21 protein-coding genes are annotated in these 24,630 nt (G+C 57.5%); 4 read left to right on the top strand and 17 right to left on the bottom strand.

Annotation, left to right across the window (positions count from 1 at the left end; translation table 11 throughout):
* The first annotated feature begins 51 nt into the window (after positions 1 to 51).
* Together RE418_RS17605 and RE418_RS17600 are read left to right on the top strand one after the other, a co-directional pair.
* A complete protein-coding gene (locus RE418_RS17605; protein ID WP_025303021.1) occupies positions 52 to 312 on the top strand; it encodes a YdgH/BhsA/McbA-like domain containing protein in 261 nt (86 codons plus the stop codon).
* A 172-nt stretch (positions 313 to 484) separates the two neighbouring features.
* Positions 485 to 784, top strand: coding sequence for an Arc family DNA-binding protein (locus tag RE418_RS17600; RefSeq protein ID WP_025303022.1), 300 nt, complete (start codon positions 485 to 487; stop codon positions 782 to 784).
* 61 nt (positions 785 to 845) lie between these two features.
* Here RE418_RS17600 and lapB read toward each other — a convergent pair whose 3' ends face one another.
* The 11 genes from lapB to RE418_RS17545 form a co-directional block, all read right to left on the bottom strand.
* Positions 846 to 2,018, bottom strand: a complete 1,173-nt coding sequence (gene lapB, locus RE418_RS17595) for a lipopolysaccharide assembly protein LapB (RefSeq protein ID WP_025303023.1) — start codon at positions 2,016 to 2,018, stop codon at positions 846 to 848.
* A 6-nt stretch (positions 2,019 to 2,024) separates the two neighbouring features.
* Entirely contained in the window at positions 2,025 to 2,327 is a 303-nt protein-coding gene (locus RE418_RS17590) for a LapA family protein (protein WP_025303024.1), read from the bottom strand.
* Positions 2,328 to 2,619: 292 nt separating this feature from the next.
* Positions 2,620 to 3,417, bottom strand: coding sequence for an SDR family oxidoreductase (locus RE418_RS17585; RefSeq protein ID WP_060433167.1), 798 nt, complete (start codon positions 3,415 to 3,417; stop codon positions 2,620 to 2,622).
* The gene (locus RE418_RS17580) at positions 3,414 to 4,937 is read right to left on the bottom strand and encodes an FGGY-family carbohydrate kinase (RefSeq protein WP_337147133.1); all 1,524 of its coding nucleotides are present in this window, start codon (positions 4,935 to 4,937) and stop codon (positions 3,414 to 3,416) included. The genes RE418_RS17585 and RE418_RS17580 overlap by 4 nt, the downstream gene beginning before the upstream one ends.
* A complete protein-coding gene (locus RE418_RS17575) occupies positions 4,930 to 5,994 on the bottom strand; it encodes an ABC transporter permease (protein WP_049295734.1) in 1,065 nt (354 codons plus the stop codon). Before RE418_RS17575 ends, RE418_RS17580 begins: the two co-directional genes overlap by 8 nt.
* Before the next feature lie 10 nt (positions 5,995 to 6,004).
* Positions 6,005 to 7,504, bottom strand: coding sequence for a sugar ABC transporter ATP-binding protein (locus tag RE418_RS17570; RefSeq protein WP_046898951.1), 1,500 nt, complete (start codon positions 7,502 to 7,504; stop codon positions 6,005 to 6,007).
* A gap of 9 nt (positions 7,505 to 7,513) precedes the next feature.
* The gene (locus RE418_RS17565; RefSeq protein WP_025303029.1) at positions 7,514 to 8,131 is read right to left on the bottom strand and encodes a DUF2291 family protein; all 618 of its coding nucleotides are present in this window, start codon (positions 8,129 to 8,131) and stop codon (positions 7,514 to 7,516) included.
* 64 nt (positions 8,132 to 8,195) lie between these two features.
* Positions 8,196 to 9,128, bottom strand: a complete 933-nt coding sequence (locus RE418_RS17560) for a D-ribose ABC transporter substrate-binding protein (protein ID WP_025303030.1) — start codon at positions 9,126 to 9,128, stop codon at positions 8,196 to 8,198.
* 63 nt (positions 9,129 to 9,191) lie between these two features.
* The gene (locus tag RE418_RS17555) at positions 9,192 to 9,992 is read right to left on the bottom strand and encodes a GolD/DthD family dehydrogenase (protein ID WP_025303031.1); all 801 of its coding nucleotides are present in this window, start codon (positions 9,990 to 9,992) and stop codon (positions 9,192 to 9,194) included.
* Positions 9,993 to 10,001: 9 nt separating this feature from the next.
* Positions 10,002 to 10,907 (bottom strand): transketolase family protein, encoded by a 906-nt coding sequence (locus RE418_RS17550; protein WP_141998208.1) that lies wholly within the window; start codon positions 10,905 to 10,907, stop codon positions 10,002 to 10,004.
* Between the two features lie 2 nt (positions 10,908 to 10,909).
* Positions 10,910 to 11,713: a transketolase gene (locus RE418_RS17545; protein ID WP_004930671.1), complete on the bottom strand. Its 804-nt coding sequence runs from the start codon at positions 11,711 to 11,713 to the stop codon at positions 10,910 to 10,912.
* 398 nt (positions 11,714 to 12,111) lie between these two features.
* On the opposite strand from RE418_RS17545, the gene RE418_RS17540 reads away from it, so the two are divergent.
* The gene (locus tag RE418_RS17540) at positions 12,112 to 12,906 is read left to right on the top strand and encodes a DeoR/GlpR family DNA-binding transcription regulator (RefSeq protein WP_164063296.1); all 795 of its coding nucleotides are present in this window, start codon (positions 12,112 to 12,114) and stop codon (positions 12,904 to 12,906) included.
* A 22-nt stretch (positions 12,907 to 12,928) separates the two neighbouring features.
* On the opposite strand, the gene pgpB is transcribed toward RE418_RS17540, so the two are convergent.
* Complete coding sequence (pgpB, locus tag RE418_RS17535) at positions 12,929 to 13,690, bottom strand: phosphatidylglycerophosphatase B (protein WP_167324350.1); 762 nt, start codon at positions 13,688 to 13,690, stop codon at positions 12,929 to 12,931.
* 279 nt (positions 13,691 to 13,969) lie between these two features.
* Between pgpB and ribA the strand changes: the two genes are divergently transcribed.
* Positions 13,970 to 14,563, top strand: a complete 594-nt coding sequence (gene ribA / locus RE418_RS17530) for a GTP cyclohydrolase II (protein WP_025303036.1) — start codon at positions 13,970 to 13,972, stop codon at positions 14,561 to 14,563.
* 56 nt (positions 14,564 to 14,619) lie between these two features.
* Here the strand turns inward: ribA and acnA are convergent, their stop codons facing one another.
* From acnA to topA, 5 genes are all read right to left on the bottom strand, one after another.
* Entirely contained in the window at positions 14,620 to 17,292 is a 2,673-nt protein-coding gene (acnA, locus tag RE418_RS17525; RefSeq protein ID WP_399675360.1) for an aconitate hydratase AcnA, read from the bottom strand.
* 218 nt (positions 17,293 to 17,510) lie between these two features.
* Positions 17,511 to 17,906, bottom strand: a complete 396-nt coding sequence (locus RE418_RS17520; RefSeq protein WP_043142513.1) for a hypothetical protein — start codon at positions 17,904 to 17,906, stop codon at positions 17,511 to 17,513.
* Positions 17,907 to 17,923: 17 nt separating this feature from the next.
* The gene (locus RE418_RS17515) at positions 17,924 to 20,233 is read right to left on the bottom strand and encodes a type VI secretion system Vgr family protein (protein ID WP_060447748.1); all 2,310 of its coding nucleotides are present in this window, start codon (positions 20,231 to 20,233) and stop codon (positions 17,924 to 17,926) included.
* Positions 20,234 to 20,566: 333 nt separating this feature from the next.
* Positions 20,567 to 21,541, bottom strand: a complete 975-nt coding sequence (gene cysB, locus RE418_RS17510; RefSeq protein ID WP_004930690.1) for an HTH-type transcriptional regulator CysB — start codon at positions 21,539 to 21,541, stop codon at positions 20,567 to 20,569.
* A gap of 360 nt (positions 21,542 to 21,901) precedes the next feature.
* Entirely contained in the window at positions 21,902 to 24,499 is a 2,598-nt protein-coding gene (gene topA / locus RE418_RS17505) for a type I DNA topoisomerase (protein WP_004930691.1), read from the bottom strand.
* Between the last annotated feature and the right edge of the window lie 131 nt (positions 24,500 to 24,630).

Below are 24,630 nucleotides of genomic sequence, written 5' to 3'. Positions count from 1 at the left end.
CACATCGGAAGCGAATGGCTTCCTTCCTAAATAAACAGACTGGAGTCACCTATGAAAACCATCAAATATTTTGCAGCCGCTGCCGCTATCGCACTGACCTCTTTCGCCACTTTCGCCGCTGAGCCGATCAGCAGCCAGCAGGCCGATAGCCTGACCGCCACCGGCGTCGTTTCCGCAGGTCATGCGACCACCCTCAGCAGCCTGGAGAAAAAACTGGCCGCTAAAGCGGATGCCCAGGGCGCCAGCAGCTACCGCATCATCTCCGCCGGTGGTAACAACATGCTGAGCGGCACCGCGGTCATCTACAAATAATGTTTCCGGTACAGGGCCCGCTCGCTCGGGCCCTGCCTCTGTTTCCCGCCTGAAAAAACCGCATCTTGCTCGCCTTACACTGTTACAAAAATATTAAATTTTTATTACACACTAGACACCCGATCGCCAGTGGCTTAGCTTGAAGGCATCTTCCTGCAGAAAGGCTTTCAAAATGAGCGAGATATCGACACTTACCATTAAAATTCCTCTGGCACTGAAGGAAAAAATCCGCGCCGCCGCCGCTGAAAACGAGTTTTCATTGAGCGTGGAAGTGTGCCAGCGCCTGGAAAGCAGCTTCAGCGCCCCCGCCGCCAAGGCAGAAAAACCGACCAAAAAGGCGGATGAGCTGCACCACGGCGAGATCGACAATCAAAGCACTGAAGAAGAGATTGAACAGCCGCTGAGCCAGAAAGAGCTGAAGAAACTGCGTCAGCTGTTGAAAACTGGCGCCAAAGGCGGCAAGAAAAAGTAAGCGATGAACGTAGAAAAACGGGGCGATGAATCGCCCCGTTTTATTTTGTCGCGCCGCCGCGTTATTGTCCGTCCAGACCGCGGATCGGTTTGACCGATGACCAGGCGCGGCACGACGGACAATGCCAATAGAGCGAGTGTGCGGTAAATCCGCACTTGTGGCAGCGGTAACGCGGCTTGGTGCGAATTTGCTCGCCGACCATATCGCGCAACAACAGCAGACTCTCTTTCGCACGGCCGTCTTCGGCGTCCGCCAGGTGATAATCCATCAACCGATAAAACACCCGCATAGTAGGATGACGCTGTAGCTGACGGTTGATATAGACCTGCACCACGTCGCGCCCTTCGTGCTGCTCGATGATCTCGGCCAACATCAGATCGGCGGTAGCGCCGGTGTTCTCTTCTACGCAGCGCTTAAGGAATTCAGCCCAGTTGTGCTGTTGTTCCGGCAGATGCGTGTAGCATTCCTGCAGCATCGGCAGCGTTTCGCTGACCAATTCTTTGTCCTGGCTCAGTACGCGCTGCAGCGACTCTGCCGCTTTGGCGTAGTCGTTTTGCGCCATGTAGATGCGCCCGAACATGATGGATACTCGTGCACACTGTTTATCGGCCGCGTCCGCACGCTTAAGTAAGCTCATCGCCCGATCGAGATCGTCACTGCCCATCGCCTGCAATGCCAGCTCACAGTAGAAATGCGCAATCTCGACGCGCTGTTTCTCTTTGCCCAGCTTGACCAGCTTTTCCGCCACGTCGATGGCTTTCTGCCAATCGCTGGTGGCCTGATGGATCACCAGCAACTGCTGCAGCGCCGATACGCGGAAATCCGCTTCGTCAGTCAACTGGCTGAACATGTCTTCCGCGCGATCGTACAGCCCGGCCGCCATATAGTCGCGGCCCAACTGCTGTACCGCCAGCAGGCGCTGTTCGAAGGTCAGGGAAGCGCTTTCCATCAAAGCCTGATGGATGCGGATGGCGCGGTCGACTTCACCGCGCGAACGGAACAGGTTACCCAGCGTCAGGTGGGCTTCAACGGTGTTGCTGTCCTCTTTCAACATGTCGAGGAACAGATCGACCGCCTTGTCCTGCTGGTTGGAAAGCAGAAAGTTCACCCCTGCCACGTATTCGCGCGACAGGCGGTTGGCTTCTTGCTGTTTATCCTGCTGAGCGCTTCTGCGCCCCATGTACCAACCGTACGCGGCAGCCACGGGCAGCAACAGAAACAGCAGTTCTAACATAGAGGGTTATTCCTTGCTGACAACGGCCTGAGCCGCCGGTTCAGCGGGCTGCTCAAGCTGCAGCTCCAGCCTTTTGATCTTGCGCTCGGCGCGGCCCAGCGCAATGCGCGTGCGCAGGTAGAACAGGCCGCAAATGATCCAACCGAGAACGAAGCCGGCGCCAAACAGCGTGGCCAACAGGGTCGATACGCGATAATCGCCCTGCGCAACCAGATAGTTAAAATTGACCACCTGATCGTTATGCGCACCCAAAGTGACGGAAATCACGAAGATCACCAGAACCAACAAAAAAATCAGCAAATATTTCACATTCTTTCCCGCGATGCCGAGTGAATCGGATGAACGATGCCAAAACGTGGCGTCCCTAACCCTTAAGTTAGCATTTCCCGCTGCGGCAGGGAAACCCTGCGGCACGATAAAACCACATATCTGCTGGCATATTCGGCAGTAAACGGCTTTAGCGAACAAATTGATGAGAAAGCTTCTCAAAACGTCGAATTTATAAGGATATGGGGGCAACCGCGTGGATTGCAATGGCGGGAAAATGTAAGCGATTGATGCGGCGCCGATCCGACGCCGCGCTTTTTGTGACATCGTCACGTTAAGACATGATTAACCCGCCATCCACATTGATGGTTTGGCCGGTGATATAATCGGCATCATCTGAGGCAAGGAAGGCCACGAGACCCGCCACATCTTCGGGTTGCCCGGCACGCTTGAGCGGAATACCCGCCACCCACTCGGCCATCAACTCCCCTTTGCCGTAAGTTTTTTCCGGGCCGCTGAGAATTTCTCCCCAAACGCGGTCGTTATATTCCCACATCTCGCTTTCAATGATGCCGGGGCAGAATGCATTGACGGTGATGCCATGTGGCGCCAGCTCAAGCGCTAAACTCTGCGTAATGCCGATCACCCCCATTTTGCTGGCGGCGTAATGCGGTGTGTAAATAAACCCGTTACGCCCCTGGCCGGAAGAGGTGTTGATCAGGCGCCCCTTGCGCTGGCCGACCATATATTTAGCCGCCTCCCGGCAACAGAGCCAGACCGCCGTAGTATTTACCGCCAACACTTTCTCAAAATCGCTTTTGGGCATCTGGTCAAAACGATCGATAGTGATCACCCCGGCGTTCTGAATAGAAACGTCGATCGCGCCAAATCGCTCCCAGACCTGACGATAAAAATCAACTACCTGTGCTTCATCGGTAACGTCGAGGATGACCGGCAGCACCGCCACCCGATAACGCTGGCGCAGCGTTTCCGCCGCGGTCAGAATGCGCTCCGCATTCGATGCGATCGCCAGATTGGCACCCAAACTGGCGAAATGCTCGGCGATACCGGCGCCAATGCCGCGGCATGCGCCGGTAATCACCACGGTTTTCCCCGTGAAGTCACGATTCATGATTGTTCTCCTGTTATCAATGAGGCCGTCTGCGGCCGCCACAAGGTGCGCTGTACCGCCTGCCGCCACGCGCTGTAGTTTTCCTGCAGCTGGTGGTGGCGCTGCATATCGGGTTTAAACTCATCATGTTGAGGCAACAGTGCCGCCAGTTCCCGATCGGTAGCTCCCCACAGGCTGCGCATCGCCATCAACGCCGCCCCCAGGGCCGACAGTTCCGCCGTGTTGCTGCGCCACACCGGGCAACCCAGCAGATCGGCCTGAAACTGCATCAGCCAGTCATTGCGGCTGGGGCCGCCATCGGCCATCAGCCCCTGCAGCGCAAAACCCGGTTGTTGCCGCAGTACGCCGATCACATCGGCGATTTGATAAGCCACCGATTCAAAAGCGGCCCGCACCAAATGTTCTCGCCGCGTGCCGCGGCTGAGCCCGCAAATCACGCCGCGCGCCTGCTCATCCCACCAGGGTGCGCCGGCACCGGTCAGCGCCGGTACAAAATAGACGCCACCGCTGTCGGGCACGCGAACAGGCAGTTCACTCAACGGCGCTTCGTCCTCCGACGGCATGGCGGCGATATCCAGCATCCAGGCGATAGCGTCGCCGGTGTGGGGAATATTGCCCTCCAGTGCGTACTGCATGCGTCCACCGTCATGCCAAGCGATGGTCGTTGCCAGAGCGCTCGTATCGCATTGCGCGTCGGCGATTGGCGCCATCACCGATGATCCGGTGCCATAGGTGGCTTTGACCTGCCCAGCCTGACCCAGCGCATGGCCATAAAGCGCCGCATGCGAATCCCCTACCATCGCAGCAATTGGAATGCCGTCGGCAATGCCGTCCAATCCCAACGTCGTACCGAACAGATGGCTGGAGGGATGGATCGTCGGCAGCGCCTGACGGGGAATATTGAACAGCGCCAGCATCTGCTCGTCCCAATCGCCGGAAACAAGGTTCAGCAGCTGAGTGCGAGCGGCGTTGGAGATATCGCAACCGAATGCCCGCCCCCCGCTCAACTGCCACAGCAGCCAGGCATCGATGGTGCCCAGACACAGCTCGCCGTTCTCCGCCAACCGCTGTCCCTCTTCGCAGTGATCGAGCAACCAACGCATTTTCGACGCCGAGAACAAGGGTGAAAGCGGCAAACCGGTGGCGCGACGCACTGCTTCTTCCTGCCGATCGCGTCGTAACCGCTCACAAAAGTCAGCAGAACGTGCGCATTGCCAGGTCAGTGCTGGCCCGATCGGCTGGCCATTGGAACGCCGCCAGCCGATGGCGGTTTCACGCTGGTTGCTGATGGCGATACCGGCAATGCGGGATGCTCCGGCCAACGCAATAGCCTCCCGCAATACCGCCAGAGAGGCCGCCAGCAAGGTCTCGCCCCGTTGCTCCACCCAACCGGGCTGCGGCGTCTGCAACGTCAGTGGCCTGCTGGCCCTGGCGACGATCGTACCCTGCGCATCCACCACCACGGCCTTGGCGTTGCTGGTGCCCTCGTCCAACGCGACAATGCAGTCTGCTTTAACCATGGCTCACCTCAACCAGCGGCTGCACCGCTTTTTTTTCCTGGCGCTGCATCAGAATGACCTTGCTCTGCAAACGCTGCTGGAACTGGTCAATCACCACGGCGGTGACGATCACCAGCCCTTTAATCACCATTTGCCAGAACTCGCTGACGCCCATCATCACCAAGCCGTCCGCCAGAAAAACGATCACAAAGGCGCCGATGATCGAACCGAATACCCTGCCGCGACCACCGCTGAGCGCCGTACCGCCCAGCACCGTCGCGCCGATGGCGTCCATTTCGAACATATTGCCGGTCATCGGGTGCGCGGTTTGCAATTGTGAAGCGATGACCAGCCCCACCAGCGCCGCGCACAGCCCGGAAAACGCATAGACGAACATTTTCACTTTGACGATCGGCACCCCCGACAACCGCGCCGCCGGCTCATTGCCGCCAATGGCATAGATATAACGGCCCAGCGGCGTTTTCTTAGTGAGATAGATCCCCAACAACACGATGGCCAACATCAGCCAAATCGGGTTGTAAATCCCCAAAAAGGTGCCGGACCCCAGGGCCGCGAAACCGGTGTTGCCCAGCGCTTCCATGCCCACCAGATTGGGATAGGTTTTGCCGTCCGCCGTCAGCAACGCCGCCCCACGCGCCACGTACATCGCCCCCAGGGTGCAGATGAATGGCGCAACGCCGAGCCGCGTGATCAGCGTGCCGTTGATCAAACCCAACAACACGCCTAACAGCGCCACCGCGCCGATCACTTCAAAAACGTTGAGAAACAGCCGATTGCCCTCCCACAGCGGGATACCGACGGTCAATAGCGCACCGGCAATCATCCCGCACAAACCTGCCACCGCGCCGACCGACAAGTCGATGCCGCCGGTGAGGATCACCAGCGTCATGCCAACCGCCAGCAGCCCGGTAATCGCCACGTGCTGTGTCATGATCAGCAGATTAGAGACGGTCAGAAAATTCGGCACCATGCTGCTGAAGAACAGCACCACCAGCAACAGGGCGATGAAGGTGCGCGCCTGCAGCAAATACATATACAACCGATACTTGGTTTGCATTGCCTTATCCTTATGCATGAGGGGTTGAGGCGCGGATCAGCGTTTCGCGATCGGCCCGTTCACGCGGCAGATCGGCCGTCAGCTGCCCGTCCGCCATCACCATCACCCGGTCGGCCAGTGAGACCACCTCATCCAGCTCCGACGAAGAGAACATCACCGCCAACCCCTGGCGCGCCATCGCGCCAATCAGGTGGTAAACGTCCGTTTTGGCACCGACGTCAATTCCGCGCGTCGGCTCATCAAGAAACACCACCTGCGGCCCGGTCAGCAGCGCCTTGCCCAACACCACTTTCTGCTGATTGCCGCCGCTCAGGCTGGTAATTGGCAGCTCCCGGTCACTGACCTTGATCGCCAGTTTTTCGATCATGCCATCGACCAACGTACACTCCCCGGCCGACGCCAACGGCCGTAGCGCATTACGTCCCAGGCTGGCCAGGGTCATGTTGGCCTTGATCGACATCATCTGCACCAACCCCTCCGCCTGCCTGTCTTCCGGCACCAGCGCCATGCCCAACGCCATGCGTTGACGGAATCCCAGCCGCTCCACGCTTTTGCCATTGAGCAAAATGCGACCTGCCGTCTGGCGCATCACGCCGTTGAGCACTTTGAACAGTTCGGTACGGCCGGCCCCCAGCAGGCCATAAATGCCGATCACTTCCCCTTTGCGCAGTGAAAAACTGACGTCGTTAAGGCAATAGCCGCCGTTTTCACGCGGCAGCGTCAGCTGTTCGACCTTCAACACTTCATCCCCTTGTTCTGCCGCGCAATAATCAAAGTGCTTGCTCTTTTCCCCCACCATCTTTTCGATGATCCACGGAATGCTGACGTTACTGACCGGTTCGGCGGCAACAAAACGCCCGTCGCGAAACACCGTGATGCGATCGCCAATCTCCATCAGCTCTTCCAGTCGGTGAGAAATGTAGATGATGGTGACGCCGCGTTTTTTCAGATCGGCGATCACCCGAAACAGCGTGCGCACTTCGGCCTGACTCAGCGCCGACGTCGGCTCATCCATGATCAGCACCCGGGTGTCCTTCGCCAGGGCACGGGCAATTTCAACCAGCTGCTGATGACCGATACCGAGGCTGCCCAACGGCGTATGCGGATCGATATCCAACTCCAGCCGCTGCAGCAAGGATTTGGCCAGCTGATACTGATAGTCCACATTGATACGGCCGCGCTGGAAGAACTCGTTGGCCATAAAAATGTTGTCCATGACCGACATGTTGGGGAACAGGTTCAGCTCCTGAAAAATAATGCTGATCCCGAGCCGCTCCGCCTGCTGCGTGGAGGTTAACGTCACCGCTTTCCCCTCCAGCTCGATAGTGCCGGAGGACGGGGTTTCCACCCCCGCCAGCAGCTTCATCATGGTCGACTTGCCGGCGCCATTCTCGCCGATCAGCACGTTGACCTGGTTGCGAAACACTTGATAACTCACGCTATCCAACGCGGTGACGCCCGGATAGAGACGCGAAACGTTGCGCGTTTGAATAATGATCGGATCGCTCATCACGCCCCCTTAAGGTTGAATGCGCACCGGCGTGATCAACAGCGGCTCGGCAGGTGCCTGCCAGCTGCTGAATACGCCATACACGGTAATGTGGTCACCCACCTTGGGCTGGGATCCGGTCAGTTCGTCGATCGAAGCCTGGTTAATCGCCCTGGCAAAATCGCCGAACAGCGCTTGGTCATTGAAATCGCTGTAGCTCAGGCCGCGATAGCTGTCGCGTAACGCCGTACCGCGGTAGACCGGCCCGATCTGCACCTCCACGCTGCTGAGCGGCGCATCGGTCAGTGCGAGCGTTAATTTTCCGCTGCGCGAGCGGGTGTTGACCGCCGCGACTTCACCACTGACCTTGACGTTGAAGTAACAAGGAAACTCCGGTTGAGCACGGTACCCCAGCAGGCCGCAAGCGCTGTCAAAATCCTTGGCTTGGGCGATCCGGGCGATCAGCTCGCCCAGCGGCTGCGCCGTTTTGACCGTTTGCGGGGCGATTTTGCTGCGGTAAATCTCCGCTGCCTGCGCCACATGTGGATTCACCGGGGAGCGAAGCTCCGCCAGCTTTTTCTCCGAGACGATACGGCAACCGCTCAACGTCAGGACGACGATGACGGTCAACGCAATGCGCATCGACATAACAACACCTCCGATCGCACCCCGCCACCAGGACGGGGTGGTGAAAGACGCCGCTCAGCGCGGGTTACGGTTTGAAGTTGAAGTCACTGACCCGTTGCGCATTGTCTTTGCCGATCAGGATGCCGCGGAACATCACGCGTTCCTTGCCGGTATAGCTGCCGGATTGGAAATAACCGTCGAGGATTTCAACGCCCTGCGCAGCGATAGCCTGCGCCTGCAACATCACGCTGGCGTAGAGGTTGCCGTTAAGAATGGCGTCACGTTCATCGTTGCTGCCGTCGATGCCCACCACGGTGACATCCTGCCGGCCAGCGGCCTTCAGCGCCGCCACTGCGCCCAGCGCCACCGGGCCGTTGCCGCAGATCACGCCCTTGATGTCCGGATGCGCCTGCAAAATGCTGTCCATGATGCGTTTCCCCTCCAGCAGATTACCCTTGGCATCCTGACGCGCCACGCTGACCATCTCAGGATATTGGTCGATCACGTTGTGGAACGACTGCGAACGCGTAACGCAGTTATTGTCCGCCAGGTTGCAGGTCAGCTCGGCGTATTTGCCGGTTTCCCCCATTTTTTCCACAAACTGGTTGGCGACGTCCGAGCCGGCCTGGAAGTTGTTATGGGTGATCTGCGCCAACGCCACGCCATCAACCGGGATCTCGCGGTTGATCAGCACCACTGGAATGCCGGCGTTTTTCGCCTGCTGTACGGCGGCGACGCTGGCCTGGGAATCGGCGTTATCCAAAATGATGCCCTGAACCTTACGGCCGATAACCAGGCTGATGAGCTCTCCCTGGCGCTTAACGTCTTCGCCGTGCGACAGCACCAGCGTCTGATAGCCGAGAGACTTGGCTTTGGCCTCGGCCCCCTTGGCTTCCGCGGAGTAATAAGGGTTGTCCAATGAGTTGACGAGGATGGCGATCGTGCCCTTTTCCGCCGCCATGGCAGAGGTGAAGGCAAAACCGGTGAGCAGGGTAAGGTAAGTGGCTATTTTTCTCATGATGGTGTTCTCTTATCGTTGTGTTGAACATCGTCTGGTGTTGGCGATCGCTGCGGTTGCCGCTTACCAAATGGTAAAACCGCCGTCGATCATCAGGTCCGCGCCGGTAATCATGTCGCTGCCGTTGCTGGCAAAAAACAGGATCGCCGCCGCGATTTCATCGGTATAAGCAAAACGCCCCAGTGGGATCAGCTTTTTCATCGCCTCGCCCTTTTCGCCTCGCCAGGCTTTCTCTCCCATAGGCGTCAGCACCACGGTGGGCGATAACGTATTGACGGTGATGCCGTGCGGCGCCCACTCTTTGGCCATCACCTTGGTCATGCCTAGCAGCCCCGCCTTGGCGGAGGTGTAAGCACAGTGATCGTCAATGGCGATGGAAGCCGCCTGCGACGCGATGTTGATGATTTTCCCGCCGTGGCCGGCGGTTATCGCGCGGCGCGCCAGTTCTTGTGAGCACAGGAAAGGCCCGGTGAGATTGACCGCCAGATGGCGCTGCCACTCCTCGAGCGTGACTTCTGTCGCCGGCTGCAAATTAACGTAGCCGGCGCAGTTGACCAGGATATCGAGCCGGCCAAAGCGCCGCTCAGCCGCGTTGAAGGCGGCAGCCACCGAGTCGGGTTCGGTCACGTCGCACACCTGACAGAACACCTGTTCATCGCCCAACTCTCGCAGCGCTGCCGCGGCCTTGTCTTGTTCAAAGGCCGGATACATCAACACCAGGCGCGCGCCCTTTTCCAACAGCAGGCGATTGGCTGCCATCGCGATGCCGCCCAAACCGCCGGTGATTACCGCAACCTTCCCTGCCAGCGACATCCGGCTATCGACACCGTAGCGTAAATTAACGTCATATTCGTTCCGCTCCATCGCATCCCCCTATTGAGTTAACTGTGCATGCAATCCTGCCGCATCGATGGCGTATTGCCGCCGCAGCGCCGCCCGGCTGCTGCTGTGGGTAAATTCGTAAGCCGGCATGCCCAGCGCGGTAAACGGCCGCGGCAGCTGATGCCGCAGCAACAATTCACCGATGATGGTGCCTAAACCACCGCTGAGCGCATGCTCCTCCATAGTCAGCACCTGGCGGTGCGAGCGCATCAACGCCACCACCGCCTCCTCATTGAGCGGCCAGAGCGAAGGGAGAGAGACAATGGTCGGGTTATCGCCCAATGCCAGCACCTTCATCGCCTCATGAGCCACCGTGCCCAAACAGAACACCAGGTTATCTTCCCCCTGGTGCAACACCTCCGGCTCTCCCGGACGGAATTGGTAATCCGCGTTCAACACCGGCAGCTTGTCACTGTCCATACGGATATAGGCCGGACCGGGTTGCGCGATGACATGACGGACAATCTCTGCCGCTTGCCTTGCATCCGCCGGCGCATAGACGCTGAGATTGCCCAACGTACGGGCGATGGCGATATCGTTCATGCAGTGGTGCGTCGCACCCAGTGGCCCGTAACCAAATCCGGCATTCAGGCCAAGCATTTTCACGTTGGTCTCCGTGTAGCAAACATCGTTTTTCATCTGTTCGTTTGAACGAGCGAACAGGAAAGGTGCCGCGTTGGCGGTAAAGACCGTACGGCCGCTGAGCGCCATGCCGGCAGCCATGCCAACCATGTTCTGTTCGGCGATACCGACGTTCACTACCCGCTCCGGATAAGCCTGCTCAAAGGGCGCGATTTTCGACGTGGACGTGGAATCCGCCACCATCACGCTCAGATCCGCACCCGCCCGTTGCTGTTCGATCAACACCGTCACAACGGCATCGCGTAAATCCTGCATGTTTACCCCTCCAGTTCCGCCAGCGCCTGCGCCAGCTGTTGTTCGTCCGGTACCGCGTGATGCCAGGCGGCAACGTTAGCCATAAACGACACACCGTGCCCCTTTTCGGTATTGGCCAAAATCACTCGCGGCTTGTCCTGGCTCGGGCGTTGGATCGCCGCCACCAGCGCCGCCGGATCGTGGCCGTCACATTCCAGAGTTTCAAAGCCGAAAGCGCGCCATTTTTCCGCCAACGGTTCCAGCGGCATGATGGCCTCTGTCTTTCCCGCCAGTTGCAGCCGGTTGCGATCAACGATGGCAATCAGGTTATCCAGCTTAAATTTGCTGGCCGCCATCGCCGCCTCCCAATTGGAACCCTCTGCCAGTTCGCCGTCGCCCAGCAGTACGAAAGCGCGACGATGCGCACGCCCCGCCAGCTTGTTGCCCAGCGCCAGCCCCACGGCGATCGGCAGCCCATGCCCCAAACCGCCAGAGTTGATCTCCACCAGCTCCGGCAGCTTCTGCCGCACCGGATGCCCGGCCAACAAGGTGTCGTCGCCCATGAACTGATCGAGCACCGCTGGATCCAGCAAGCCCATCGCCGCGCAACTGCAATAGAAACCGCCGGCGCCATGCCCTTTAGACAAAATGAACCGATCCTGATCGGGCCGGGCATTGCTGCGATCCATCACTGCCATATACAAAGTGCAGATGATGTCGATTTCCGACAGATCGGCGCCGGTATGACCCTTGCCTGCCTTATGGTTCATGGTCACCACATATCGGCGCGCCTGGCGTGCCGTGTTTTTAATCGCCTGAAAGTCCATCGTCACCTCTGCATAAGCGCCCTGATTATCGTTATCGCATCGAAATTGATCCGTTAACTCACCATTGATTTTCGAATGGAAATCATATGCAGCAAAAACGATAATTAATGTGGGCAAGATCAAATTTCAAGCAAAAGCGCTTACCAGACAACACCCATGCCGATAAAAACCAATAAATAACAACACGATAAAAATCACCCGGCTGCTTTGATTTAGTTTTTACCGTTGATTTGATCGGATGCCAATGATTTTCGAATAAAAATCAATACTGCTTAGCCGGGTTTATCCGTGGCTTTATCAATAATCGCGAGCTAAAATTCAACGCATCAATAAGGAGTTGCCGTAGCAAACCGCGCGGCGGGAACTGACAGGTACTGATAGGTGCAGGAGTCTTTCGATTGAAAAGCAAAAGCGAACAGCTGGCGGAAATGCAGCAACGGCGCGAAAAGATCCTCGACATGATCCGCGAAGACGGCTCGGCGACGGTCAAAATGCTTACCGATACCTTCAAGCTGACCGAGGCGACCATTCGTACCGATCTGCGCGTCCTGCAGCAGCAAGGCTATGTGCAGCGCTTCCACGGTGGTGCAACTCTGGTTGATGGCAAGCAAAATACTCATGCCATGCTGCTGGAACGCCAGGTTAACCTGACCGCCAAAGATCGCATCGGCAAGCTCGCCGCCGGTTTTATCGAGCCCGGCGACACCATCATTCTTGATTCAGGCACCACCACCACGGCTATCGCCAATCACCTGAATCACATAAAGAAACTGTCCGTTATCACCACCGGCGTCAATATTGCACTGCAGCTGGGCGGCGAACCGGGTGTGAATATTTTGCTGACCGGGGGCTCATTCAAATTCCCCACGCTCTCCACCTCCGGGGACAAAGCCGCCAGCTTCTTCGAAAACGTGCTGGCGCAAAAGCTGTTCCTCGCGACGGCCTGCATCTCGCCCCGCCACGGGCTCAGTTTCCCAAGCGAAACCGACATCAAACTGAAAATGGCGATGATCAATGCAGCCAACACGGTGTATGTGGTGGCCGACTCAAGCAAGATCGATAAGGTTTCAATGTTTGCGCTGCCTTGTGACTGGCAGCATATCGACTATTTGATTACCGACAACGGAATTAGCGATTCCGCACTGCAGGCATTTGAAAAGGTAGGCGTTAAGGTCTTGGTGGCAGGCGCCTGAACGGCGTCTGTGAAAGAAGTGATTATTCCGGCTTGCGCGCCGCGATTTCCTGCTGCTCTTGCGGCGGCGGCGTCAGCGGACCGAACCAACGCTGCGCCAGCCAGCAGGTGATCACCACCAGCAACCAACTGATCAACGTGGCCATTGCCAGATCGCGCGGCCAGTGCATGCCCAGCAGCAGACGGCTGCCCATCACACCCGTTGCCCACACCATCAGCAGCGCGACAGTTTTATAATGGCGGCGCGGCCACAGCAGCCCTACGCCCAACAGTGCCCAGGTGGCGGCGAACATCGTATGCCCCGACGGGAAAGCGAAGCCGGTTTCAAACTGCCAGTGCTTACGCAGCCAGTTCGGCACCAGCGTCTGGTCTTGCAACTGCTCGCGCACCAGCGCGCTGCGCTCTTTGCGGTGCAGCGAATAGAAATATTTTCCGTCCACACCGTGGGTTTGCTCGAGCCATACCACAAACGGTCGCGGTTCTTGCACCCGATCCTTGATCAACGATTTGACCCCCTGCCCAATCAACAGTGCGGCGAAAAGCAGGATTGCCAGACCGATGGCCGCCTTCAACCGAAAGCGCAGGCACCACAAAAACCAACCGCAAAGGATCGCGCTGGTCAGAATGCCCCACGGCGAGGTCACGGTTTCGGTCACCCAGTACAGCGCTTTGAGCAGCCGATCATTGCCGCCGGGCTGCCAGTGCCAGCCGGATGCCCATACTACCAGCGGCATCAACAGCAGCAGCAGCGCGCCGCCCGCCGTACGTTTCGCTATCTCATACATTCCCGTTTTCCTCTGCGTGAATCAGTCTGCAGTGTAACAAGAGTGCAATATTGATAACACGCGAAAAATTAAACAGATAGGCAACCTATCGCAATAATAGGTGGTCAGAAAACGCCATCTGCTGGTTTGCTGAGCACCGCCCGGCAAGAAGTTGTGGCAAAATAGCCGATAATTAACGAAATAGAGATCGGCGTAGCACGTTTTAGTCTTGGTCAATTCACTGAACCGGACTTAGGATGCGCGACAATGATTGAATCGTAGGTTTTTGTGGAGAATGACATGCAGCTTAAACGGGTGGCAGAGGCTAAACTGCCGACACCTTGGGGCGATTTCCTGATGGTAGGATTCGAAGAACTGGCGACCGGGCATGACCATCTGGCACTGGTATTCGGTGATATTTCCGGCGAAGTGCCGGTACTCGCACGCGTGCATTCCGAATGTCTGACCGGTGACGCCTTATTCAGCCTGCGCTGCGACTGCGGTTTTCAACTCGAAGCCGCACTGGAACAGATCGCCGAAGAAGGCCGCGGCATCCTGCTTTATCATCGCCAGGAGGGCCGCAATATCGGCCTGTTGAACAAGATCCGCGCCTACGCCCTGCAGGATAAGGGCGCAGACACCGTGGAAGCTAACCATCAGCTCGGCTTCGCCGCCGACGAGCGCGACTTCACCCTGTGCGCCGATATGTTCAAACTGCTGGGCGTCGACGCGGTGCGTTTGCTGACCAACAACCCGAAAAAGGTCGAGATCCTGACCGAAGCCGGTATCAATATCAGCGAGCGCGTGCCGCTGATCGTCGGCCGCAATCCGAAGAACGAACGCTATCTGGCCACCAAGGCCGCCAAAATGGGCCATTTGCTCGACCAGAAGTGATCGCTACCGCGGTGGAAACAATCAGGGCGCCTCGCGGCGCCCTTTTTATTGCTTAATTACAGCATTTTCCTGATCACATAGTGCAGGATACCGTCGTTTTCGTAGTAGGTCAGCTCATTGCCGGTATCGATGCGGCAACGGGTGTCGACCACTTCCTTGCGCCCGTCGGCATAGGTGATATGCACCGGCACCGTCTGGCCCGGCTGCAGCTGTTGCAGGCCGCCAACGCTGATCTGCTCATCCCCGGTCAGCCCCAGGGTTTTGCGCGTCACCCCTTGCGGGAACTCCAGCGGCAAAATCCCCATGCCAATCAGGTTTGAGCGGTGAATGCGCTCGAAGGATTCGGCTATCACCACCCGCACGCCCAGCAGGCGCGGCCCCTTCGCCGCCCAGTCGCGACTGGAGCCGGAACCGTACTCTTTACCGGCGATCACCGCCAGCGGCACTTTCTCCTGCTGGTACTGCATGGCGGCGTCGTAGATAGACAGCTGCTGTTGCGACGGAATATGGCGGGTATAGCCGCCTTCCACGCCCGGCACCATTTCGTTGCGAATGCGGATGTTGGCGAAGGTGCCGCGCATCATCACTTCGTGGTTGCCGCGGCGTGAACCGTAGGAGTTAAAATCCTGCGGCGCCACGCCGTGCTCGCTCAAGTAACGCCCCGCCGGGCTGTCGCGCTTGATGTTACCCGCCGGCGAGATGTGGTCGGTGGTCACCGAGTCGGCCAGAATCGCCAGAATGCGCGCGTCCTTGATGTCCTGCACCGGATCCGGCTTCACCTTCATGGTGCTGAAGAACGGAGGATGGCGGATATAGGTAGAATCCTCCTGCCATTGATAAGTCGCCGAACCGGTCACCTGGATCGCCTGCCAGTTGGCGTCTCCGTCGAACACTTCGCCGTATTCCTTGTGGAACATCTCGGTGCGCACTTCTTCCACCGCCTGAGCGATGTCCTGGCTGCTCGGCCAGATGTCCTTCAAATAGACCGGCTGACCGTCATTACCCTCGCCCAGCGGCTCTTTGGTCAGATCGATCTTCATGCTGCCCGCCAGCGCATAAGCCACTACCAGCGGCGGCGAGGCCAGCCAGTTGGTTTTCACCAGCGGGTGGATGCGCCCTTCGAAGTTACGGTTGCCCGACAGCACCGCGCCCACGGTCAGATCGCCCTCTTTGATCGCCTGCTCGATGGGATCCGGCAGCGGCCCGGAGTTGCCGATACAGGTGGTACAGCCATATCCCACCAGGTTGAACCCCAGTTCTTCCAGATAGGCGGTGAGTTTGGCACTGTCAAAGTAGTCGGTCACCACTTTGGAACCCGGCGCCAGCGAGGTTTTTACCCAGGGTTTGCTGCGTAGCCCTTTCTTGACGGCGTTTTTCGCCAGCAGGCCGGCCGCCATCATGACGCTCGGGTTGGAGGTGTTGGTGCAAGAGGTGATCGCCGCGATCACTACCGCGCCGTCGCGCAGTTCGTGCTGCTGCCCGTCCAGCGTGAAGGTTTTGCTGTCGGCATTGGCCTTGTGTCCCCCGATATCCAGCTCGGTGGCGGCCTTGAACGCCTGCGGCACATTCGGCAGCGCAACGCGATCCTGCGGGCGCTTTGGCCCGGCGAGGCTGGCTTCCACGGTTGACATGTCCAGCGCCAGCGAGCTGGTGAAGACCGGTTCATCACCCGGATTACGCCACATGCCCTGCGCTTTGGCGTAGGCTTCCACCAGCGCGATTTGTTCGGCGCTGCGGCCGCTGAGCTTCATATAGCCGAGCGTAACGTCATCCACCGGGAAGAAACCGCAGGTGGCGCCGAACTCCGGCGACATATTGGCGATGGTTGCCCGGTCCGCCAGCGGCAGATCGGCCAGCCCATCGCCGTAAAACTCGACGAACTTGCCGACCACGCCATGCTTACGCAGCATTTGAGTCACCGTCAGCACCAGGTCGGTGGCGGTAATGCCCTCGCGGAGCTTGCCGGTCAGCTTAAAGCCGACCACGTCCGGGATCAGCATCGACACCGGCTGGCCCAGCATCGCCGCTTCCGCTTCGATACCGCCGACGCCCCAGCCGAGGATACCCAGGCCGTTGATCATGGTGGTGTGGGAATCGGTGCCCACCAGCGTATCGGGATAAGCCACGCGGCGGCCGCTTTCGTCGCTGTGCCAGACCGTTTGGCCGAGGTATTCGAGGTTGACCTGGTGGCAGATGCCGGTGCCCGGTGGCACCACGCGGAAGCGGTTGAAGGCTTTCTGCCCCCAGCGCAGGAAGGTGTAGCGCTCGTGGTTGCGCTGCATTTCGATACGCACGTTGTCTTCGAAGGCGTTATCGTCGCCAAATTCATCGACGGTAACCGAGTGGTCAATCACCAGATCCACCGGCGACAGCGGATTCACCTGGTCGACGTTGCCGCCCAGTCGCCGTACCGCTTCGCGCATCGCGGCCAGATCCACCACCGCCGGAACGCCGGTAAAATCCTGCATCAGCACGCGCGCCGGACGATAGGCGATCTCACGGTCAGCATGGCCGGTTTGCAGCCAGGCGACGATGGCCTTGAGGTCGTCAACCTGCACGGTATCGCCATCCACATGGCGCAGCAGGTTCTCCAACAGCACTTTCATTGATTTCGGCAACCGGTCGATATCACCCAGCTGCTTCGCCGCCAGCGGCAGACTGTAGTAGTAATATTCGCTATTCAGTGCAACCAGCTTATCCAGACTTGTTTCACGAAGATCGGACGACATAGCTCCTCCATTTCTTATTGTGACTAAAACAGGGTAATCAGTGAGGTCTTGTTTAAAGATACCACAAAGATAAGTTAACGTTTTGATAACAACACGATTTGATCACAACGATAGGTGGGAACAATCAGCGGAAAGGAAGTGCGAGCCCAGCCAAGGGGTTAGGCAATACGCCAACAAAAACGCCGCAACGATGCGGCGCTTTGGCAGGGAAAGGTTAGCTACAACAGCTCAGCGGGGAAATCCATCTCCACAACCGCCAGCTGATTCTTACGCCCCTTCTTTACCTTGATGTCCATCCCTTTGCGCAGTAGATGCATCTGGCCTGGTTGAACCAGGGCCTTGGCAGTGTGGAGTCGGGTGTCGCCCGGGAGATAAAAATCAACGTCAAAGAAAAAGTCATTGCCATATCGAGTGTTGGTTTGCCGACAGGATTCGAGGTGTGAGGCGATAATTTCACCTTGCCAGCTGTCCTTGTTGAGATAGTTTTTAACTGCAGACATCTCGGTCGAGTTACCGCCGTTGTTTTTAAAAATACAGTAAAAGAAAATGCCCATCACGACAGGGGTGGCGATCCCCGCATACAGGAAGTACTTCGACATATCAGCCAGAGACATAAGCGTGCTGCTCCATTTTATGTAATTATAAACAATGAGTTATTCGTTACATTCAGCGTTCTGTTGCTGATATTGGTCACCTCGACATTCACCACCACCCCGTTCGTTTCCGTTTTGAACGCCGTCTTTGAAAACTCTTTCAGCTTATAAGAATTGGATAGCCCCGTCAGGCCGTTGGACACGCCAACGATGCTGCTGGCTATCGCCGATGCCGATACGCTATTACCGGTAATGCTTTCACTGAAGGCAGTCACGGTCAGGCTGTGCAGCTTGGGATTGAACACGGACTCCGGCGCTTCGAGGCTGATCTTTTCGCCGCTGACAATTTTTATCTGATGCGGGCTGTAAATCGTAATGGTTCCCGCGTTGACGTTTTGCGTCCAGTCGCCGCTATTGATATTGGTGGTAACGCCGTCTTTGATCGTTTCGTTGACGCCGCCCTTGATCTCGCGGGTAACGCCCCCCGTGATGTTCTCTTTATGGCCGCCAGCGCCGATCGTAACGTCCCGCCCTTTATCCAGGGTCTCAGTCAGTTTGCCGGAGACATGGTGGCTTTCATTCCCGTCGATATCGCTGGTACGGTCGCCTTTGATCGTTACCTTGTCACCGCCGTCCTTAATGTCGAACGTCCGCCCTGCCTTGATCTCCGTAGCGACACCGCCATTAAAATAGCCGGTTTCTTTTTTATCCACCGTGGTGGTGCGCTGGCTCTTGTAATGGAAGGTGGCATTGCCCGTCACTTCGTCTTGCTGTTGCTTGAGGATAGTTGTCGACCGGTTACCGTCAATATTGACCTGCTGGTCATTTTCCACCGAAACCTTCATATCCTTTTCGGAGTGCAGTTCCACGGCCTCGCTGCCCACCTTATCTTCGAAAAAAAGATAGCTGGCGTTGTCCCGGCTTCCGTCCTTACTGCGAGTCATAAAACCCATTTGCGTAGCCGCCGCCGGCAACACCCACGGCGGCATGCTCGCTTCATTGTAGACGCGCCCGGTGACAATCGGCCGATCCGGATCGCCATTAATAAAGTCCACCACCACTTCATCACCGACGCGCGGTATCTGTACCGAACCGAACCCTTGCCCCGCCCAGGCACTCGAGACCCTCACCCAGCACGAACTGGTATCATCCCCTTTGGCGCGGCGATCCCAGTGAAACTTCACTTTTATCCGGCCGTATTTGTCCGTCCAGATATTCTCGCCGACGGGCCCCACCACCTTGGCCGTTTGCGGGCCATAGGTGCGCGGCCACGGCGTCACCGTCAGCGGACGAAAGACGGTAGCAGCCGGGATAACCGTAAAGTCGATGCGATGAATCGTCTCTCCTTCTTCGCCGCTGGCGTAGCGGTTCTCGGAGAACGTATAATCGGCGGCCGTCGTCAGGTATTCGCCGTTATCGCTGAAATACGGGGCGTTGATCAGGGTAAAGGTATAGCCCGGCGCGATTCCGATCGCCGTTGCTGTGCCATGTACCTGCTGATGTTCCACCTGCCAGCGTTCCTGGCGCACGCGTGCGTAGAATTCTCCATCGGCGTGCTCGACATAGCGGCCCGGCCAATCGTAGACGTCGATGCTGCCCGGCATCGGCGAGGCCGGGTTTTGGCGAGCCTGGAACAGCCAGGCGTTCGGTTTGCGAAAGTCATAGTCGTCCAAACCGTAAATGCCCGGCGTTACGCTGTCTTCCGGTGCCCATTGGCCGATGCCCTGCTCGAGGGTGCTGCCGCCAGACGGAGTCTGATGGTAAGGAATCGTCTCGTAGCCGCTAAACGGCTGATACTGCCCTGCCGCATCCGTCAGCACCAGCGTGTGGCGGCCCGCCTCATGGCGAAAATGGTAAACAATACCCTCCAGCTCCATGAGGCGGCTGATAAAATCGAGACTGCTCTCCTGATACTGAACACAGTAATCCCACACCCGATAGCGACCGGTGAGTTTATCCTCTACGTTAACCTGATATTCGCTGAGCAAAGCATGCACCGTTTGCGGCACCGTCTGGCCCTGGAAGATGCGCAGATTGCGATCCCGCTTCATCGGCCATAGATCCGATTCCACCGTCAGCGTATACACAGCATAACGCGTGCCACTTAATTCGACGGCACTGACGGCAACGCGGGTCACTTTGCCATTGATATGGCGATCCGCTGACAGCAGTCCCGTCGGTAGATTCACCGTGACCGGTTGCCCCAACAGCTCGCTGCGATTAATGCGGGCATCCCGGCCCAGCAAGGTCAGCGTAAGCGCAAACGGCTCGGACAAGGCCTCACGGCCCGCCAGCTTCCAAAAAAGCAGGCCCTCAACGGGCAATTGAACAGAGATACGGCTGGTCATGAGATAAGCGGCTCCGCTGGCAATTGGTTAGCATTACTTTAACTTCCGAGAGAAAAAAAACTCTTTGCCAGAACAAAAACACTTTGTTTTCAGATGATTCCTAACAAGGAAGACATAAGCTGTCTTAAGGCAGAATGGGCGTTATTCAGAAACTTAGTGGAAATGACAGAGGGAGTCGGTCTGACGTTAAAGCGCCATTACGCGTTCCCCCAACCAAGATTGGATTAGCGCAGCTTGCGAATGGGGTGTGTTATGGCGCAGGGTTTTACGCATAAAAAACCCGGAGAGGCGCAGGCCTGTCCGGGTGTTGTTTGATGTCGTCAACGCTGGCGGCTATTTAATCGGCAGCTTGATGTCCTTGAACATCGCTTCAATCTCTTCGTTGGAACGCAACGCCACCGCGCTGTCGACCACGTCGCGCGTCAGGTGCGGCGCGAAGCGCTGAATAAAGTCGTACATGTAGCTGCGCAGGAAGGTGCTGCGGCGGAAGCCGATCTTGGTGGTGCTGTAGGTGAAGATATCGCGCGCATCCACCGTCACCAGATCCGGATCCTGCACTGGATCCACCGCCATGCTGGCGATCACCCCCACCCCCAGTCCCAGACGCACATAGGTTTTGATCACGTCGGCGTCGGTGGCGGTAAAGACGATGCGCGGCGTCAGGCCGGCGCGGTTGAAGGCGGTGTCCAGCTCCGAGCGGCCGGTAAAGCCGAAGGTGTAAGTGACGATCGGGTAAGCCGCCAGTTCTTCAATGCTGATGCTGCTTTTGCCCGCCAAAGGATGATCGGGCTTCACCACCACCGCACGGTTCCAGTGGTAGCACGGCAGCATGATGAGATCGTCGTACAGGTGCAGCGCTTCGGTGGCGATGGCGAAATCGGCGGTGCCCTTGGAGACCGCTTCGGCGATCTGCGTCGGCGACCCCTGGTGCATGTGCAGCGAGACGCGCGGGTAACGCTCGATAAAGCCCTTAATCACGTTGGGCAAGGCGTAGCGAGCCTGCGTATGCGTGGTGGCGACGTACAGCGAGCCTTTGTCCGGGTAGGTGTGTTCACCGGCAACGGCTTTGATGGCGTCCACTTTGGACAATACTTCACGCGCGATGCGAATGATTTCCTGGCCGGCGGGGGTGACCTGGGTCAGGTGCTTGCCGCTACGGGCGAAAATCTGGATGCCCAGCTCATCTTCGAGCATGCGCACCTGTTTACTGATGCCGGGTTGCGAGGTATAGAGCCCTTCTGCCGTCGAGGAGACATTCAGGTTGTGGTTAACCACTTCCACAATGTAACGAAGCTGCTGCAATTTCATATCTTATACCATCCTAGGTTAAACACTGCGGCTTACCCGCAGCCAGGTATATCGGTGTCGCCCCGGTATGCTGAAACTCACAAGCCATAAACACCGTGTTCTACCCTGATGGTGAAGAAAGCGCCGTTGTTAATAAGCTTTAATAATAAAAAAACTTTTTATATAACCACTATACCACGTTGCAGCTTCAAGTATAGATCCGCGTCACACTATGATAACGATTATTTTGCATTGGTATCAACGTGAAACGGCGGTGTCGGAGGGATAAAAACAGCAAAGGATAGATCCGTTTGCCCCTTTTCACCAATAAAAAACCAGCCGCCAGGGCTGGTTTTTCATCTTGCAGGCAGGACATCAGCCTTACTTCTTGCCTTCAACCCACTTGCCGTCCACGTAGAACGCAGACCAACCGGTCGCCTTGCCGTCTTTTTCAGAGGAGACGTACTGCTGCTTGGTTTTACGGCTGAAACGCACCAGCGTTTTATTGCCTTCGGCATCCGCGACCGGCGCATCGGCCAGATAACGCAGTTTCTCCGGCAGACGATCCTTGAAGCGAGCCAGCTCTTCCACCAGCGGCGCACGGGTTTCGCGCGATTTAGGGAAGGTATTGGCCGCCAGGAACACGCCGGCAGCGCCGTCACGCAGCACGAAATAGGCGTCGGACTTCTCGCACGGCAGCTCTGGCAACGGTACCGGATCTTCCTTCGGCGGCGCGACATCGCCGTTACGCAGGATCTTACGGGTGTTTTTGCAGTTCTCGTTGGTGCAGCCCATGTACTTGCCGAAGCGCCCCATTTTCAGGTGCATTTCCGAGCCGCATTTGTCGCACTCCACCACCGGGCCGTCATAGCCTTTCAGACGGAACTCGCCCTCTTCGATCTCATAACCGTCACACGCCGGGTTGTTACCGCAGACGTGCAGCTTACGCTGGTTGTCGATCAGATAGCTGTCCATCGCCGTACCGCATTTCTGGCAGCGGCGGCGTGCGCGCAGCGCGTTGGTTTCCGCGTCGTCGCCTTCGAGGATGTTGAGCACTTCCGCTTCAGGCACCAGGTTGATGGTGGTTTTGCAACGCTCCTTCGGCGGCAGCGCGTAGCCGGAACAGCCGAGGAACACACCGGTGCTGGCGGTACGGATGCCCATCTTGCGGCCGCAGGTCGGGCAGTCAATGCTGGTCATCACCATCTGGTTAGGCCGCATGCCGCCTTCTTCCGGATCCTTCTCCGCCGTTTCCAGCTGCTCGCTGAAGTCGACGAAGAATTCGTCCAACACCGCTTTCCACTCGGCCTGGTTGTTGGCGACCTCATCAAGGCCGTCTTCCATGCGCGCGGTGAAGTCATAGTTCATCAGCTCGCGGAAGTTCTCTTCCAGGCGATCGGTGACGATCTCGCCCATTTTCTCGGCATAGAAGCGGCGGCTTTCCACCCGCACATAACCGCGATCCTGAATGGTCGAGATGATGGAGGCGTAGGTGGACGGACGGCCGATACCGCGTTTTTCCAGCTCTTTCACCAGTGAGGCTTCGCTGTAGCGCGCCGGCGGCTTGGTGAAGTGCTGGCTTGGGATCAGTTTCTGCAGATCAAGTTCGCTGCCGATTTCGACGTATGGCAGAGTGCGATCTTCATCGCCCTTGCGCAGCGCCGGCATCACCTTGGTCCAGCCGTCAAAGCGCAGCGTACGGCCCTTGGCGCGCAGTTGATAATCGCCGGCTTTCACCGTCAGCGTGGTGGAATCGTATTGCGCCGGCGTCATCTGGCAGGCAACGAACTGGCGCCAGATCAGCTGATACAGCTTCTGCGCGTCCGCCTCCATGTCTTTCAACTGCTCGGCGAGCACGTTCACGTCCGAAGGACGGATCGCTTCGTGCGCTTCCTGCGAATTCTCTTTGCTGCTGTACTGATTCGGCGCCTTCGGCAGGTATTTGTCGCCGAAGTTGTCACCGATGTAGCCACGCACCATGTTGAGCGCATCCTGGCTCAGGTTGGTGGAATCGGTACGCATATAGGTGATGTGGCCGGCTTCATACAGCCGTTGCGCCATCATCATGGTTTTCTTCACGCCGAAGCTCAGGCGAGTGCTGGCGGCCTGTTGCAGCGTGGAGGTAATGAAAGGCGCGCCCGGCTTGCTGCTGGTCGGTTTATCTTCGCGATCCAGCACCGTGTAGCGGGCTTTTTCCAGCAGCTTGACCGCGGCGTGAGTCTGCTCGCGGTTGACCGGCTTGAACGGTTTGTCGTGCGCATGGGTCACTTCCATCTGCAGCGCGGTTTCACCCTTCGCCAGCAGATCGGCATGCAGCTCCCAGTACTCTTCCGGCACGAAGGCCTTGATGTCGCGTTCGCGCTCAACCACCAGGCGCACCGCCACCGACTGCACGCGGCCGGCGGACAGGCCGCGGGCGATTTTCTTCCACAGCAGCGGCGAGACCATATAGCCCACCACGCGGTCCATAAACCGGCGTGCCTGCTGCGCGTTGACGCGGTCAATGTTCAGCTCGCCCGGCTGTTTGAACGCCTGTTGGATTGCGTTTTTGGTGATTTCGTTAAACACCACGCGGCTAAAGCGTTTGTCATCCCCACCGATCACTTCCCGCAGGTGCCAGGCGATGGCTTCCCCTTCGCGGTCAAGGTCGGTTGCGAGATAAATGTGGTCGGCGTTTTCCGCCAACGATTTTAACTCGGCGACCACTTTTTCTTTACCCGGCAGGATTTCATAATGCGCTTTCCAGCCGTGGTAAGGGTCGACGCCCATGCGATTTACCAGCGCCGCCTTCTCATCTTTTTTAACTTTTTTCTTGGCTTTGTCTTCGGTTGAGTCAGCGCTCTTTTTGCTGGCTGAGCCACTGGTCGGCAAATCACGGATATGACCGACGCTGGACTTCACCACGTAGTCACTTCCTAAATATTTATTAATAGTTTTGGCTTTTGCCGGGGACTCAACTATTACGAGAGCTTTACCCATATTTACCTTTACCTAATTTATTTCTTCTAAAAAGAAGTCTTTTATCTCGCCGTGCCGCGGCAATTCGTGTCTCTTTTTTTATATTGCGGCAGTCTGGCAAGAGATCAACAGATTTTTTTCTTTTGGTTGCC

The organism is Serratia sp. szju (assembly GCF_044594185.1).
GTDB lineage: Bacteria > Pseudomonadota > Gammaproteobacteria > Enterobacterales > Enterobacteriaceae > Serratia > Serratia bockelmannii.
This window is presented reverse-complemented; position numbering and strand designations above follow the sequence as displayed.

Excerpts from the sequence above, each read along its gene's own strand:
- ribA (WP_025303036.1), top strand. The coding sequence starts at position 13,970 with ATGCAGCTTAAACGGGTGGCAGAGGCTAAACTGCCGACACCTTGGGGC.
- RE418_RS17520 (WP_043142513.1), bottom strand. The coding sequence starts at position 17,906 with ATGTCTCTGGCTGATATGTCGAAGTACTTCCTGTATGCGGGGATCGCC.
- RE418_RS17605 (WP_025303021.1), top strand. The coding sequence starts at position 52 with ATGAAAACCATCAAATATTTTGCAGCCGCTGCCGCTATCGCACTGACC.
- RE418_RS17545 (WP_004930671.1), bottom strand. The coding sequence starts at position 11,713 with ATGGACTTTCAGGCGATTAAAAACACGGCACGCCAGGCGCGCCGATAT.
- RE418_RS17565 (WP_025303029.1), bottom strand. The coding sequence starts at position 8,131 with ATGTCGATGCGCATTGCGTTGACCGTCATCGTCGTCCTGACGTTGAGC.
- RE418_RS17550 (WP_141998208.1), bottom strand. The coding sequence starts at position 10,907 with ATGCAGGATTTACGCGATGCCGTTGTGACGGTGTTGATCGAACAGCAA.
- RE418_RS17555 (WP_025303031.1), bottom strand. The coding sequence starts at position 9,992 with ATGGAGCGGAACGAATATGACGTTAATTTACGCTACGGTGTCGATAGC.
- RE418_RS17515 (WP_060447748.1), bottom strand. The coding sequence starts at position 20,233 with ATGACCAGCCGTATCTCTGTTCAATTGCCCGTTGAGGGCCTGCTTTTT.
- RE418_RS17585 (WP_060433167.1), bottom strand. The coding sequence starts at position 3,417 with ATGAATCGTGACTTCACGGGGAAAACCGTGGTGATTACCGGCGCATGC.
- topA (WP_004930691.1), bottom strand. The coding sequence starts at position 24,499 with ATGGGTAAAGCTCTCGTAATAGTTGAGTCCCCGGCAAAAGCCAAAACT.
- cysB (WP_004930690.1), bottom strand. The coding sequence starts at position 21,541 with ATGAAATTGCAGCAGCTTCGTTACATTGTGGAAGTGGTTAACCACAAC.
- RE418_RS17560 (WP_025303030.1), bottom strand. The coding sequence starts at position 9,128 with ATGAGAAAAATAGCCACTTACCTTACCCTGCTCACCGGTTTTGCCTTC.
- RE418_RS17575 (WP_049295734.1), bottom strand. The coding sequence starts at position 5,994 with ATGCAAACCAAGTATCGGTTGTATATGTATTTGCTGCAGGCGCGCACC.
- RE418_RS17570 (WP_046898951.1), bottom strand. The coding sequence starts at position 7,504 with ATGAGCGATCCGATCATTATTCAAACGCGCAACGTTTCGCGTCTCTAT.
- RE418_RS17600 (WP_025303022.1), top strand. The coding sequence starts at position 485 with ATGAGCGAGATATCGACACTTACCATTAAAATTCCTCTGGCACTGAAG.
- pgpB (WP_167324350.1), bottom strand. The coding sequence starts at position 13,690 with ATGTATGAGATAGCGAAACGTACGGCGGGCGGCGCGCTGCTGCTGCTG.
- lapB (WP_025303023.1), bottom strand. The coding sequence starts at position 2,018 with ATGTTAGAACTGCTGTTTCTGTTGCTGCCCGTGGCTGCCGCGTACGGT.
- RE418_RS17580 (WP_337147133.1), bottom strand. The coding sequence starts at position 4,937 with ATGGTTAAAGCAGACTGCATTGTCGCGTTGGACGAGGGCACCAGCAAC.
- acnA (WP_399675360.1), bottom strand. The coding sequence starts at position 17,292 with ATGTCGTCCGATCTTCGTGAAACAAGTCTGGATAAGCTGGTTGCACTG.